The organism is uncultured Kordia sp. (genome assembly GCF_947489565.1).
Lineage (GTDB): Bacteria > Bacteroidota > Bacteroidia > Flavobacteriales > Flavobacteriaceae > Kordia.
In genome coordinates, this window is record NZ_CANLEA010000011.1 from 68,175 (window position 1) to 82,140 (window position 13,966).

The window sequence follows — 13,966 nt, forward strand, 5'->3', positions numbered from 1 at the left end:
GAGAAAGTAAGAAGAAAATTTTGTGACTTCAAATTATTTTACAATAGGAACAAATTTTAAAACATCGCAAATTATTTAGCACTTCTTTTTAGAAAACTTATTAAAAGTCGTTTTCTTGATTGTTAACAATAATTCACTAATATTTTATCAAAAATAAGCTGTGTATAAAGGTTGTTAATAACTGTTGATAACCTAGCTAATAATTCTTACTTAGAACGAGTTACACTTTTCATAAGTTGTTCATCAAATTCAATAAGAAACAATTCCTATAAAAAACTTCAAAAGTTTTGCTAACTATTCACAAGCTATAATAACCATCATTATTTTTTTTAAATTTATAAAAGAAAGAAATATATATATTATTAATGTTTATAACATTTCTGTAAAATTGAATCTTTTTGAAATAGAATATTGGTTGTTTTTACGAATTGTTTGATTGTTCTTTTGAGGAAATTGAAAGAAATAGAAAATTTGTATGAGGGTTGTTGATAACCTGATAATAGTTTAAAGTCTGGAAATGCTATTTTGATTGCTATAAGAAAACAAATGATTTGAAATGTCATTACGAGGAGCTTGCGACGTGGTAATCTGTTTCTAGCAAAACGTATATGTTGTATGTACCACAATTGATTCGTGCGTATAGTCATAAAGTTAGTTGCTGACTAAACACTATTCGTGAATTCGTGACAAAAAATAGTTCATTAAAAATACTTTCAGTTACATAGTTTTTAACCACGAATTCACGAATATTTTCTAGCGTACTTATTTAGAAGGTTACATCTCTATTTTTTATTAAAACCACTTGTTTTTGTTATAGAAATCGAACAAACGTTGGATATTTCAAATTCAATTTTGGGTCTAGTTTCAATTTCACAAACTGTCACTTTGAGTGATTTTGATAGTGAAACGAAGAGAATCGGTTAATTAGAAACTTACACAATCCGTAAATGCGATTGCTTGCCGTAAAAATCATCTAAAACTTGTTTGGTAAGGTCCACATCATTTTTATGGACTTTCAACGAAATACCACCAATTGCGTTCGAATAGAAAGGAAATACACTCAACATCATATCATTTTCAAACACATGTTTAATTCCTTTTTGATCAAGGACAATGCGAAGAATAGCATATTCATAGTGATACGTAAATGTAGCTACTGTGACAAAATTGAGCATAAATTAAAAATAAAGGTAAAACGTAATGTACTAAAAATAAGAAAACTAGTTTAAATAATACGTATCAATTGCCGCATTTTTTATAGAATCATTAGGAACTTCTACAGCTCTAATATCATCTCTAAAATCATTTTTAGTTTTCAAAGAAGAGTTAATATAACTACCAAACGAGAGTACACCGATCAAAAAGATCGATACAAATAATAGGATGACTTTATACACTCGTTTCATGATTGTTGAAGCAAAATTAAATTTGGTTCTTATTCTATAGACGATATAAAAACGGATATGTTACACTTTTATTAAGATTTTTTTAACTTTTTTTAAGAAAAAAAATGAAGTTGCCTTTTTGGAATTAAAATAAGACGAAAATTAGAATAATTATTTATACAAATTTACATTGCAAATTCATTTGATCTCATGTGTTAATACTAGTAAAAAAAGCATAAGGTCAGTTCGATTTTTTTCGTAATAAAATGAAGAAAATTGTATCGAGAAGTACTTTAAAAAATTAAATTTCATCACTTGATTTTGGAACCACAAACTGCAAAACTTCAGGTAAAATCTCTGCACTAAATCCGCCAGTTCCAATCAGTTCACCATCTGCTTGAATGTATACAGTTTCCTGAGAAGTTTCAATCGTTATTGAATCAGTTTTAAAAGTTTCTACTTCTGTATGATTGACAATTTTTCCACTAAACAAACCAGCTACATTTCTAATTAAAGTCCACAAAGTAAAATGTTTAGCTACCGAAATATCAAACAATCCATCTGTAGCATCAACATCTTTGGTCAGCTGCATGCCACCACCAGAATATTGACAAATACCAACAATAGTTAACAAGGATTTACTCGTTATTTTTTTCTGTTCACTTTGTATAAAAAATTCAGAAGATCTATAGCGCATCAATCCCAAAACGGTAGAGACTAAAAAAGAAATAGCGCCTAAAAATTTTAAACGTTCATTGCGTTTTACTACATATCCATCAAAGCCCAATCCTGCCACATTATTAAAAAACACGGTTTTCTGTTCATGTAGCAATGATAACTTTCCAATATCTTGAAAAACAGTATGTTCTTCTTTAATAATTTGGACCGCTTTTGTAATATTCTTTGGAATTTTATACGTTTTTACCCAATCATTTCCGGTTCCTAAAGGAATTACGGCTAATTTTATTTCAGATAATAAAACGATTTTTTGTTGCATCAAACCATTTACAATATGATGCAACGTACCATCGCCACCAACACTTACAAACTTTCGATAGCCATTTTCCAATGCTTGTATCACCAGCTCATATTCATGTTGAGGTTTTGTTGTAAATTCAAATTCAAAAGGAATATTTTCAATATCAAAAACTGTAGTAATCTGTTTCCATTTTCGTTTTTTTGAAAAACTTCCCGAAGCCGGATTTACTATCAAAAACCATTTATCTTTACGCATACATAACACGAATTTAATCTGTTGCAAAATACAAATTGTAAAATATTTATATATTTGCATCAGAATTATTACTGCTTCTCTCCTATTTATTATGTTTCAAATGAAACTGTTAATTTCCCAGAAACATAATTTTCCTGACATAATTAATTTGTACTTTTCAGAAAGTTTAATAGCGCGAACTTTAAAAAGTATGTAAATCTCGATGATCGAGTAAAAAGAACAAAAAAGTAGTTTCGGTATGCTTTTTTCAGTGATTAAATAAAATAATAATAATGAGCCGAAAATATACGTAAATACGTATAAAACAGAATGATATAATGACAAGAAAGAAAAAAAAGAAATCGCACAAGATTCCAAATCTAACAGATGCGATTTTACAGATATTTAAAAAATCTTCCAATAAAGTTTATAACTACAAACAAATAGCTTCCAAACTTAATATTACAGATACCAGCGGAAGAAATCAAATTATAAAAACACTCAAAAAACTCAAAGCAAAACAGAAAATTGAGGAAGTAGATCGTGGAAAATATCGTGTAGTTGGAAGTACAGAATACTACACAGGAATTGTAGATATGACTTCACGTGGACAAGGATTTGTGATTTGTGATGATTTTGAAGAAGATATTTTTGTACCAAGTCACAAACTCAACAGAGCTTTGGATGGTGATGAAGTAGAAGTATATGTGTACAAACGTAGAAGAAACAATCGTCCTGAAGGAGAAATTACCAACATTGTAAAACGTAAAAAAACAGAGTTTGTTGGTGTATTACAAATGCAGAAAAACTTTGCTTTTGTGGTTGTTTCCAATCAAAAAATGTATACAGATATATTTGTTCCAAAAAGTAAAATAAACAAAGCGGAAGATGGTGATAAAGTATTGGTTGAAATAGAAGATTGGCCAGCGAGAGCTGATTCTCCTTTCGGAATTGTAACACAAGTACTTGGAAAACCAGGCGAACACGATACTGAAATTCATTCAATTTTAGCAGAATATGGATTGCCGTATGAATTTCCTGCACACGTAGAACGATCTGCAAACAAATTAGATACATCTATTCAAGAAACAGAGATCAAAAAACGTAGAGACATGCGTGATGTATTAACGTTTACCATTGATCCAAAAACTGCGAAAGATTTTGATGATGCATTATCCTTTCAAACACTAGAAAATGGTAACTACGAAATTGGAATTCACATTGCAGATGTTTCTCATTATGTAAAACCAGGAACAGCACTTGATGATGAAGCATATCAACGTGCAACTTCTGTATATTTAGTAGATCGTGTAGTACCGATGTTGCCAGAAATACTGTCAAATGGAGCATGTTCATTGCGACCAAATGAAGAAAAATATACTTTCTCAGCTGTCTTTGAAATCAATGAAAAAGCAGAAGTATTACATCAATGGTTTGGACGTACAGTAACCTATTCTGATAAACGATTTGCTTATGAAGAAGCACAAGTTATCATTGAAACAAAAGGCAATGAAATTCCTGCAGATATTTCACTCAGTGGAGAAGCATATACAGTAGATGATTCCATTGTAGAAGCAACGTTAAAACTAGATGAATTGGCAAAAATCATGCGTGGAAAACGTATGAATCAAGGTGCCATTTCATTTGACAAAGTAGAAGTACGTTTCCACTTAGATGAAGATAACAATCCGGAAGGTGTATATTTTAAAACACAAAAAGATGCTAATAAATTAATTGAAGAATTCATGTTATTAGCCAACAGACGTGTAGCTGCTTTTATTGGAAAACAAGAACCAGAAAAAACATTTGTATATCGTATTCACGATGAACCTGATGTAGAAAAACTAGCCAATTTACATACAATAATCTCTCGATTTGGTTATTCTTTGAATCTAAAATCGAGAAAAAGCACCACAAGTTCTTTGAACAAATTATTGGAAGATGTCAAAGGAAAAGGTGAACAAAACATGGTAGATACGCTAGCAATTCGAAGCATGAGCAAAGCAAAATATACAACGAATAATATTGGTCATTATGGTTTAGCATTTGATTACTATTCGCACTTTACTTCGCCAATTCGTCGTTATCCAGATGTTATGGTACATCGTTTATTGCAATACTATTTAGATGGTGGAAAATCGGCAAATGCGGAAGAATATGAAGAAAAATGTGAACATTCTTCCAATATGGAAGCTTTGGCTGCTAGTGCAGAACGTGATTCTATCAAGTATATGCAAATCAAATTCATGCAAGATCACAAAGACGAAGAATTCTTAGGAGTAATTTCGGGTGTGACGGAATGGGGAATTTATGTGGAAATCATTTCCAACAAATGTGAAGGTATGGTTCGTATTCGTGAAATCAAAGATGATTACTACACCTTTGATGAAAAGCAATATGCCTTGGTTGGAGAAGTGACCAAAAACATGTATCAATTGGGTGATGAAGTTGTGGTAAAAGTTAAAAATACTGACTTAGTAAAACGTCACTTAGACTTCGATCTTATTGGAAAACGTGTTGAGGTTGAAGCATAATTTTTAATAATAATATTTTTATAATAACAAAGTTCCCTGAGATTCTCGAAGGGAACTTTTTTTGCTTTGTAACATTTTCAAAAAACAAATACTAACTTTAAACAATTAAAAAATCTAAAAACAAAATCCAGTTATGATATTTACAACTACAGACACATTTCAAAACAGAGAAATTTCAGAATACTTAGGCTTAGTTTCAGGAATGACGTATAGCGTAAACTATAGTTATAAAGGCATGTCTTTCAAAGATATGTTCAACATGAAAAAATACTATTCCCAAATAGAAATAGCTATCGAAGAAGTGAAAGAAAAAACATTTCAAAAACTAAGTGACAATGCTGTAAAACTCAATGCAGATGGTGTTGTAGGAATCGATGTAGACATGGAAATTAGTGCTGGAGGCGCAGTAATGGTAAGCATTACAGGAACTGCGGTAAAACTGAAATAAAAAAAAATCTTGACATTACGGCTTACCGTAAGTATATTTGTAGGAATATTTCTAAAATTGTGATTGTAAAATTAATACATTCATGAGAAATATTCTAAAGTTGTGTTGTTTGCTGTTACTTTTCTCTTGTGATACAGATGATTTCAGAGACAATGATCAACAAGAAAATAAACTAACAATTCCACAACCAAAAGTTCAGTACAAACGGGGAAATCAGGTTTCACAAAAAGCCGTAAACTTTATCAAGATGAAAACAAACAATGCTTTTACTATTATGCAACGTAAAGGTACTGTTATGTTTTCTCAAAATTCCTTTCTTAATAAATCTACAGAACTTGGTATTATTGATACCAGTAAAGAAATTGTAGTTCATAATGAAACTACTACCAAGCATACCTTCAAAGTTATTTCACCTTATCAAGATTCAACTACTGTCATCAATGTAATCATTGTTGAAAAAGGAGATACAACTTATGAGTACTTTTTAAAATACACGTTCAATGGTGAAATTCCATATAATGAAGACAAAACTGCTGTAGACTTCTCACAATTTAGTGGAACAATTGAAACATTTGATAATAACGGGGAAATCATAGGTAGCATAAGTGTAGAAAATAGTACTATAATTGACAATACAGGCAATTTAACGCCTTGTCCAACAAATGATGAACCAGAACCATCAGATGATACCAATACTTCAAATACAGGCGGTTCTGATGCAAATACAGACAATTCAAGTGGTACAAACGAAGATGAACAACAACAGTATGGAGATACTTATTATGATAATACGAGTGTTGGAAGCGGAGGCGAACTGGTAGATACCAATGATGATTGTGGTGTAAGCTGGGCTTTTACCGATTGTGGTTGTGGTCCGCAATTTGCAAATGGACATCGCCCAAGCGGAAATGCTTGCTGTAGAGGAAGTATGATGGTTATGGTAGATTGCAATGGTGTAGTACAACGAAACAATACCTACGATACACCATTTACCAAACGAGATACTTTAGATCCTTGCGACGATGGTGATGTTGGTGTTATTTTAGATGTTGATGATGATTGTGACACTTCTAAAGATGATTTACAAAAAATATTTCCAAATATGTCAGATGATGATGCTACACTTTTGGCGAAACTTATCAATGAAAAAGGTACTGATTTTGGAATAGATACACAGGAAAAACTCTGGCACTTTTTATCTCAAGCTGGTCATGAAACAGGTGGATTTACTACTTTGAATGTTACTGAAAATTTGAATTATACAACTGCATCAAGAATTCCAAAAAGTTATTCAAGTATGTTTACTATGGATACAATTGCAAATCCAACTAAAAAATATGCTCCAGATTATACTGGAGATGCAGAAAAACTTGCTAATGTAGCATATTGTTGTAAATATAGTAACGGAGATGAAAATAGTGGAGATGGTTGGAAATATAGGGGAAGAGGAATAATGCAATTAACTTGGAAAAGTAATTATACAGAATTTAAAACTTGGTATAATAATAAATATGATCCTGATATTGATTTTGTCACAACTCCTGAACACATAGCAACTAATGATACACTAGCAATATTGAGTGGAATGTGGTTTTTTAAAGATAAAGTGCTAGATAAAATAGATATTGATAGCACTACAACAGTATCAAAGATTACCAGAAAAATAAATGGAAAAAGAAAGAAAGGATTAAAAGATAGAAAGAAACGATTTAAAAAAGCAAAAGATTCAATAACTTGTATAGAATAATATTATGAAAATATTTAAAACAAATAAAATATTATTTAGTGTTGCTATGATAATAGGAATGCTGATTATATTATCATTTAATAATAATACTTCTTCTAATACTGATATTATTGGAACTTGGATATCAAATGAAGATAACTTATGGAAAATAGAATTTCTAGAAAATAATATTAGAAAAGATTATTATGAAGGAGATTTGACAGATACGTACACATATTCTTTAACAAACACCTGTGATACGAATACTTCATTTTCAAATGGTCTATTTTTAAAAACAACTGATACAGAAGCTGATGTAACTTGTGATATATTTAATGGAATTCATATTGATACAAATGGAACTATTACTTTATCTATTACTTCTGAAAGAGGAAACCTGAATTTATTTACAAAAAGTCAATGATAAACTAAATTCATAACTTGTATAGAATAGTAATTATGAAATATATCAAATTAATATTACTTTTTAGTTTAATACTAACAATAGAATGCAAAGCACAGCAAGCACAAGTCAATATTGATACAGAAATCATAGGAACTTGGGTTTCAGAAGATGATCCTAAAATTAAATTAGTTTTTAATTCTGATGGACAATGTTTAGAATATTATGATTCTGTATTATCAGATACTTTTAGTTATAGTATTTCTAATCAATGTGAAGAAGAATTAGATGTAAATACTTGGTTTTTAAAAATGATAGATAGTGAAGATTTAGATGAGTATTGTTATGAATTGTACGGTGCTAATTATGATAATAACAATACATTATCGATGAGATTTATGGGGAATGGTAAAATATATGTTTACAATAAAGTCAATTAGCTTTTAGAATGAAACTCTTTAAACTCATCAATAGTAATATTCTATCTATCACAACTGAACAAGGAAAACTAGAACTTTATACCAAAATCAATTAAAACAACATAAAAAAGCACGATTCCTAAAAAATCGTGCTTCTGTATTTTAATAATAGAAATACTAGTGTTCTGTTTCATCACACAAACAAGCAACTTCGCATGCTAATGGTCCAAAACTTGTAGAAGGTCCTGCTCCACAAAATAATCCTGGAATAAAAGATAGAAATCCTCCTGTTCCACCAGTAACTTCTTCTGGGTTTAATTGAGAAATCTTTTGCTTGTTAAATTCTAACGATTTTAAATTCTTTTTTTTCATGATAAAAATTTTTAAGTTTTCAAGCTCAATGTACTAAAGATATATATACATTAATTACGGTAAAACCATAATTCACAAAGAATTACAAAAAAAATAAATAAAAACTGTAACAAAACGTTTTCTATATACTCTTTTACATACAAACAATAAAACCAAACGTTATGAAACATATCTTCACATTCATTTTTTGCTTAGTTGCTGCTACAGTTACTGCGCAAACACCAATTGAAAAACAAGTAGGTGATTTTGAAGAAGTCAAAGTTTTTGATTTAATAGAAATCAACTTAATCAAATCAGACGAAAATAAGGTCGTTATTACGGGAGCCGATACTGATGATGTAGAAATCATTAATAAGCGCGGAAAACTAAAAATACGCATGAAATTCGATCGAATTTTTGATGGTTCACAAACTTTTGTAGAAGTATATTATAAAAGTGTTGATATTATTGATGCCAATGAAGGTGCAATAATTGTGGCCAATGAAACCATGACACAACCGTATTTAAAACTAAAAACGCAAGAAGGCGGACGAATTATTGCCAACTTAGAAGTAGATAATTTAGATTCAAGAGCAGTTTCTGGTGGTATTATTGAAACCTCAGGAAAAGTAAAGCATCAAGAAGTAGTTTTAAATACTGGAGGAATTTACGAAGGAAAAAAACTTATGACAGAACAAACAAAAGTCAAAGTAAGTGCTGGTGGAGAAGCGTATATTTCTGCTTCTGTATTGGCAGATGCTAGAGTACGTGCTGGCGGATATATTGAAATTCATGGCGATCCAGAAACGATCAAAAAAAATAAAGTCTTCGGAGGAAAAATAAATGTAAAATAGATTCCTATTTTACAATTCATCAATCAATCTTAAAACGTCTAAACTGCCATTTAGACGTTTTTTTATTGTGTAAAAAAGAAAGTAACTTGCACTAGTAAATTAAAAACCGATATAATGAAAAAATTGTACACATTTTTAGTACTTACCATGCTACTAAACATTCAATTTATAACAGCTCAAGAAAGTATAACTCCGCCAACTGAAGGAAAATCGGTTGTGTATATTATCAGAACTACGCAAGCAGGATCATTAATCAATTTTAAATACTTTGATGGCGAAAAATACCTTGGAAAATTTAATGGAAGACACTATTTCAGATACGAATGTAATCCCGGAAAACATACATTCTGGGCAAAATCTGAAAATATTGATTTCATAGAAGCTGACCTTAAAGCAAATTCAGTCTATTTTATAGAAGCCAAAGCAAGAATGGGAATGATAAAAGCTTCCGTAAAACTATTTCCAGTCGATTTCACGGATAAGCGACAAATGAAGAAAATAAACAAGATATTTAAGAAAAAAGATATCCTTGTTAGAGACACAGAAAAAATAGCAGAAGAAGCCGTTAAACTTGAAGAAAGAATTCAGAAATGGTATAAAAAAATAGCGAAAAAGAAAGAAAAAGGTAGGAAAGTAAAAAAAATTACACCAGAAATGGAATATAAGAAGCTCTAATTACATCACTTTTACTACTTTTGTTTTATGGTTGACGGACTACAGTACGCAGTTTTATACGGATTATTCTTATCCTTTGTCGCAATTGGACCTATATTTTTCCTTTTACTTGAAATAAGCATTACTAAAGGATTTAGAAGTGCTTTAGCGTTTGATTTAGGAGCTATTTTCGCAGATATTATTTTTATCGTTTTTGCGTATTATAGTACTTCAGGTCTTATTGAAAAAATAAAAGACGATCCTAACCTCATCATTTTTGGAGGGTTAATTCTCTGTGCGTATGGAGTTATTTCATATATAAAAACAGCCAAATCATTTCGGAAAATAATACGTGAACATTACAACGTAGACACCAATACGAATACTAAAAAGAATTTCATAGGTTTATTTATAAAAGGATTCTTTCTAAACTTTATAAACTTCGGTGTTTTAGCAGGTTGGATTGTTGCTATTGCTACTGCAAGTAAGCTTACCGGAGATACTAAATTTGGTTTATTCATCTTTATATCCACCATTTTGGTCACTTTATTAGTGATGGATATTCTTAAAATTATGCTGGCTAAAAAGCTAAAAAATAAAATGACACCACGTTTTATCTTCAAAGCAAAGAAATGGGTGAGCATCATTATCATCGTTTTTGGAGTCGTAATGATTGTAAAAGGATGCTATACTAGAATTACCTAAGAGAAAATAAAAATAGAGATACAAAAAAACCTTCTGATTATCAGAAGGTTTTCTTTTTTTAGAGGCGTCGAGCGGATTCGAACCGCTGTACAAGGTTTTGCAGACCTCTGCCTAGCCACTCGGCCACGACGCCATTTGTGATTGCAAATTTAACTAAATTTACATTCTATGCAACAAAAAAATAGTATTAAATAGTATTGTTACGAACGCTTAGAAGTCATTTCAATGGTAACCATTTGAACATTACCACCTATAGGAGGATTTATTTTAGAAACTTCAACAGTTGCTTCATTAGCAATATCAATTTCGTTAAAAATTCTGTTTAAAATACGTTTGGCAACATGTTCTAGTAGTTTAGAACGAATGCCCATTTCTTCTTTTACAATTCTATTGATATGAACATAATCAACAGTATCTTGCAGTTGATCACTCTTAGCAGAAATTTGCAAATTTGCCTTTACAGCAACATCTACTCTATAATCACTTCCTATTTTACTTTCTTCTTCAAGACATCCGTGAAAAGCATATATACGAATGTTTGTAACGCGAATAATTCCCATAAAAATTCTTCCTTAATATAGCTAATGTACAGTATTATTGTCAAAATATCAACTCGCTAAGAAGCGAATAAATACGATAACTTATATAAGGAATCATACTGTAAATTGTATATGAATAATAACTAAACAAAAGCTTTTTACCTACAAAGATGTATTCTGATATTAAATTTTATTTAGGTAGCTTATTTTATATACAATACCATCAAATTTTCAATAAAAATAAAGAAGATGATAGCTTTAGTTTGTTGAAACTATACCATAGATTCTTTTACAGAGAAAAAAACACCAATTTTATCAATTTGTGAAGAAATCAAATACGTTACTAATAGCACTTGTCTTTGTTTTATAAAATTCTGTGTACGAACAACGATCGCAAGTTACAGAAGTATACTTTTGATTTTGGATATCAAATATTTTAGAAAAAGTGCCGCCTGTAGCTCTTAATTCTCCTACGCTATAGGTTCTATTATTGCATTTCGGACATTTATAATTAGGGTGTTTCATAAGTTTTTGTTAAGGTTATACGATATATAAATATATACAGTTAGTATAAAGTTCATTGGTATCGTTACAAATGGAAAATCATTTATTATAGTATTTTAGCATATGCAAATAGATATTTCCTTTCTTTCTATTTTAGATATACTAACAGCTTCAACGGCATTCATGTTAGGCTTGTTATTTTTCACGATAAAATCTGAAAACAGAAAAGCAAACTTATTTCTCGGCTTATTTTTATGGAGTATTTCTATACAATTGGTAAATGGAATTGTATTTGACTATTATGAAGAAGAAGATTTAGAATTTACGTTTCTCCTTTTTGACCCAATATTATTCATACTACTATTTTTATTCTTCTATTTAAATACTACAATCAATAAAACGATCAACAAATGGTATTATATATTATTCATTCCAGGTGTTATTCATAATATTAGTATCAATGTAGAAGCTTTAGATGAGGTATTTGCAGACTATTATGATTTAATTTTAGTCTTCTATTTTGTTGAAATTCTATTGCTTGTATATGTATTTAGAATTCTTAGAAACCACAAAAAGAAAATTAGCAATTTCTATTCTGAACTAGAATTTAAGTCGCTTTCTTGGTTGAAAAGTATTTTAATAGCCATTTTATTATTTCATTTTATTTTAATTGTAGAAGGAATCACTGGTGTGGAAGAAGCCGAAAATGAATTATGGGAAGGTATTTTTCAATTCTCAGCGGTCGTTTTATTACTATTTACAGTATACTGGATAGGTTACAATGGTTTCTCTCAACCAGAAATTTTCAAACAATACCTATTTCAAAGAGAAGATTCAGAGGCAGAAACAACGAATAAAAACCAAGATTTTTCTAAAGAACTTCAAAAGAAATATGAAGAAATTGTAGCCATAATAAGCACAGAAAAACTCTATACAAATCCAAAATTAAACCTCAAAACACTTTCTATAGCACTCGAAATGAAAGAACGAGAACTTTCTAAAGTGATCAATCATTGTTCTGATTCTAATTTTTACAACTTCATCAACAAATTTCGAGTAGAAGAATTCAAAAGACTACTACAATCTCCCAAAGCCAAACAATTATCTATTTTAGGACTCTCACAAGAAGCAGGATTCTCTTCAAAATCAACATTTTACAATACATTCAAAACGCTAGAAGGCATGACTCCAAAACAGTATGAAAACGCTATAAAAGAGTCCGAATAAGCGCAGCAGGACTCATTGAAACGCATAAAAATTAAGCATGGTCGTTATTTTGCTATCAAATAAAAACATACATAAAAATGATAGTTATGAGAAGAATCTATATCGTACTAATGTTTATAACAGCAATTGCAACATTTAGTTGTATTTCTTGCTCCACGGATGATAATAATAGTACAACAACAAACCCAACTACAGGAATCAATCCTGGAAATGATCCAAACTTTACCATCGTAGCAAATACAGATGATGGTTTTACAAACTTCAATAGAAAAGTAATGGTTTTTGGCATTGATATCTATGCCGTAGCTGGTGTAGAAGATGCTAAATTATTACATGCAGCTAATGTCATGGCACAATACTTAGACAATGATGAAGATGGTGTTGTGGATAATTCACTAGTGATAGATAAAATGCTGGAAAACAAAGCGTTTTTAGTGATGTGGGCAAGTGAAAGTGACTTAAACATAGATCCACCTGCAGGAAGAATTGGACAAGATCTTGGAAACGATGAAACCCATCCTTCATTTGTATCTGGCGGAAGAACAGGACAGTTTGATGCGGCTTTAGAAGAAGTGTTGCATATTATTAACAACGCAGGACATTCCTATGCCTATCCAAATGCATTTGGACAAAATGTAGGTTCAGATTTAGCAAATGCTATGGATATTGCTAGAGGCGGACAATTTATGACCATTCCAAACCCATATCCAGCAAATGCTTGGTATACATACGATGATACAACTTGCGATTATGCTTCATGCCAAACCATTGAATATCTATATTGGGCATTAACGTCTATGTTGGGAGCACAAGAAAACAGACTGAATGAAATAGATAACGAATGGCGATTAAACACAAGTGCTTTGGTACAAAATACAGATACAGCAATCTATAATCTGTTAACAAATCCTACCTATAAAATGCCAACTGTATTACCCGACGGAACCTATAAACACTAAAATAACAAGTGTTGTGAGCTGTTATTTAAAAGCAAAAGGTTTCTC

The 13,966-nt window shown here is 30.6% G+C and carries 16 protein-coding genes and 1 tRNA gene; 10 read left to right on the top strand and 7 right to left on the bottom strand.

Annotated elements, in window-relative coordinates:
* Positions 1 to 932: 932 nt before the first annotated feature.
* The 3 genes from Q0845_RS15760 to Q0845_RS15770 form a co-directional block, all read right to left on the bottom strand.
* On the bottom strand, positions 933 to 1,175 hold the full coding sequence (locus tag Q0845_RS15760) for a DUF2007 domain-containing protein (RefSeq protein WP_298515146.1): 243 nt from the start codon (positions 1,173 to 1,175) through the stop codon (positions 933 to 935).
* 45 nt (positions 1,176 to 1,220) lie between these two features.
* Entirely contained in the window at positions 1,221 to 1,406 is a 186-nt protein-coding gene (locus tag Q0845_RS15765) for a hypothetical protein (protein ID WP_298515148.1), read from the bottom strand.
* Positions 1,407 to 1,686: 280 nt separating this feature from the next.
* Positions 1,687 to 2,619 (bottom strand): diacylglycerol kinase family protein, encoded by a 933-nt coding sequence (locus tag Q0845_RS15770; protein WP_298515150.1) that lies wholly within the window; start codon positions 2,617 to 2,619, stop codon positions 1,687 to 1,689.
* A gap of 317 nt (positions 2,620 to 2,936) precedes the next feature.
* Between Q0845_RS15770 and rnr the strand changes: the two genes are divergently transcribed.
* The 5 genes from rnr to Q0845_RS15795 all read left to right on the top strand — a co-directional run bounded on the left by rnr (position 2,937) and on the right by Q0845_RS15795 (position 8,149).
* The gene (gene rnr / locus Q0845_RS15775) at positions 2,937 to 5,132 is read left to right on the top strand and encodes a ribonuclease R (RefSeq protein ID WP_298515152.1); all 2,196 of its coding nucleotides are present in this window, start codon (positions 2,937 to 2,939) and stop codon (positions 5,130 to 5,132) included.
* A 133-nt stretch (positions 5,133 to 5,265) separates the two neighbouring features.
* Positions 5,266 to 5,580, top strand: coding sequence for a heavy metal-binding domain-containing protein (locus Q0845_RS15780; RefSeq protein WP_298515154.1), 315 nt, complete (start codon positions 5,266 to 5,268; stop codon positions 5,578 to 5,580).
* Positions 5,581 to 5,662: 82 nt separating this feature from the next.
* Positions 5,663 to 7,327, top strand: a complete 1,665-nt coding sequence (locus tag Q0845_RS15785; protein ID WP_298515157.1) for a hypothetical protein — start codon at positions 5,663 to 5,665, stop codon at positions 7,325 to 7,327.
* 4 nt (positions 7,328 to 7,331) lie between these two features.
* Positions 7,332 to 7,730, top strand: coding sequence for a hypothetical protein (locus Q0845_RS15790; RefSeq protein WP_298515160.1), 399 nt, complete (start codon positions 7,332 to 7,334; stop codon positions 7,728 to 7,730).
* Positions 7,731 to 7,765: 35 nt separating this feature from the next.
* The gene (locus Q0845_RS15795) at positions 7,766 to 8,149 is read left to right on the top strand and encodes a hypothetical protein (protein ID WP_298515163.1); all 384 of its coding nucleotides are present in this window, start codon (positions 7,766 to 7,768) and stop codon (positions 8,147 to 8,149) included.
* 156 nt (positions 8,150 to 8,305) lie between these two features.
* On the opposite strand, the gene Q0845_RS15800 is transcribed toward Q0845_RS15795, so the two are convergent.
* The gene (locus Q0845_RS15800) at positions 8,306 to 8,500 is read right to left on the bottom strand and encodes a hypothetical protein (RefSeq protein WP_298515165.1); all 195 of its coding nucleotides are present in this window, start codon (positions 8,498 to 8,500) and stop codon (positions 8,306 to 8,308) included.
* Positions 8,501 to 8,661: 161 nt separating this feature from the next.
* Here Q0845_RS15800 and Q0845_RS15805 point away from each other — a divergent pair, with 161 nt between their 5' ends.
* From Q0845_RS15805 to Q0845_RS15815, 3 genes are all read left to right on the top strand, one after another.
* Positions 8,662 to 9,333 carry a head GIN domain-containing protein gene (locus Q0845_RS15805; RefSeq protein WP_298515168.1) on the top strand — a complete coding sequence of 224 codons (672 nt, stop codon included), beginning with the start codon at positions 8,662 to 8,664 and terminating at the stop codon, positions 9,331 to 9,333.
* 114 nt (positions 9,334 to 9,447) lie between these two features.
* Complete coding sequence (locus Q0845_RS15810) at positions 9,448 to 10,008, top strand: hypothetical protein (protein WP_298515169.1); 561 nt, start codon at positions 9,448 to 9,450, stop codon at positions 10,006 to 10,008.
* Between the two features lie 27 nt (positions 10,009 to 10,035).
* On the top strand, positions 10,036 to 10,692 hold the full coding sequence (locus Q0845_RS15815) for a LysE family transporter (RefSeq protein ID WP_298515171.1): 657 nt from the start codon (positions 10,036 to 10,038) through the stop codon (positions 10,690 to 10,692).
* Between the two features lie 62 nt (positions 10,693 to 10,754).
* Here the strand turns inward: Q0845_RS15815 and Q0845_RS15820 are convergent.
* The 3 genes from Q0845_RS15820 to Q0845_RS15830 all read right to left on the bottom strand — a co-directional run bounded on the left by Q0845_RS15820 (position 10,755) and on the right by Q0845_RS15830 (position 11,756).
* Positions 10,755 to 10,825 (bottom strand) — tRNA-Cys (locus Q0845_RS15820).
* A gap of 67 nt (positions 10,826 to 10,892) precedes the next feature.
* Positions 10,893 to 11,252 carry a dihydroneopterin aldolase gene (folB, locus tag Q0845_RS15825; protein ID WP_298515173.1) on the bottom strand — a complete coding sequence of 120 codons (360 nt, stop codon included), beginning with the start codon at positions 11,250 to 11,252 and terminating at the stop codon, positions 10,893 to 10,895.
* A gap of 294 nt (positions 11,253 to 11,546) precedes the next feature.
* A complete protein-coding gene (locus tag Q0845_RS15830; protein ID WP_298515175.1) occupies positions 11,547 to 11,756 on the bottom strand; it encodes a zinc ribbon domain-containing protein in 210 nt (69 codons plus the stop codon).
* A gap of 102 nt (positions 11,757 to 11,858) precedes the next feature.
* Here Q0845_RS15830 and Q0845_RS15835 point away from each other — a divergent pair, with 102 nt between their 5' ends.
* Both Q0845_RS15835 and Q0845_RS15840 read left to right on the top strand, forming a co-directional pair.
* Complete coding sequence (locus tag Q0845_RS15835; RefSeq protein ID WP_298515176.1) at positions 11,859 to 12,962, top strand: AraC family transcriptional regulator; 1,104 nt, start codon at positions 11,859 to 11,861, stop codon at positions 12,960 to 12,962.
* 86 nt (positions 12,963 to 13,048) lie between these two features.
* Positions 13,049 to 13,921, top strand: a complete 873-nt coding sequence (locus tag Q0845_RS15840; protein WP_298515178.1) for a hypothetical protein — start codon at positions 13,049 to 13,051, stop codon at positions 13,919 to 13,921.
* Positions 13,922 to 13,966 lie beyond the last annotated feature (45 nt).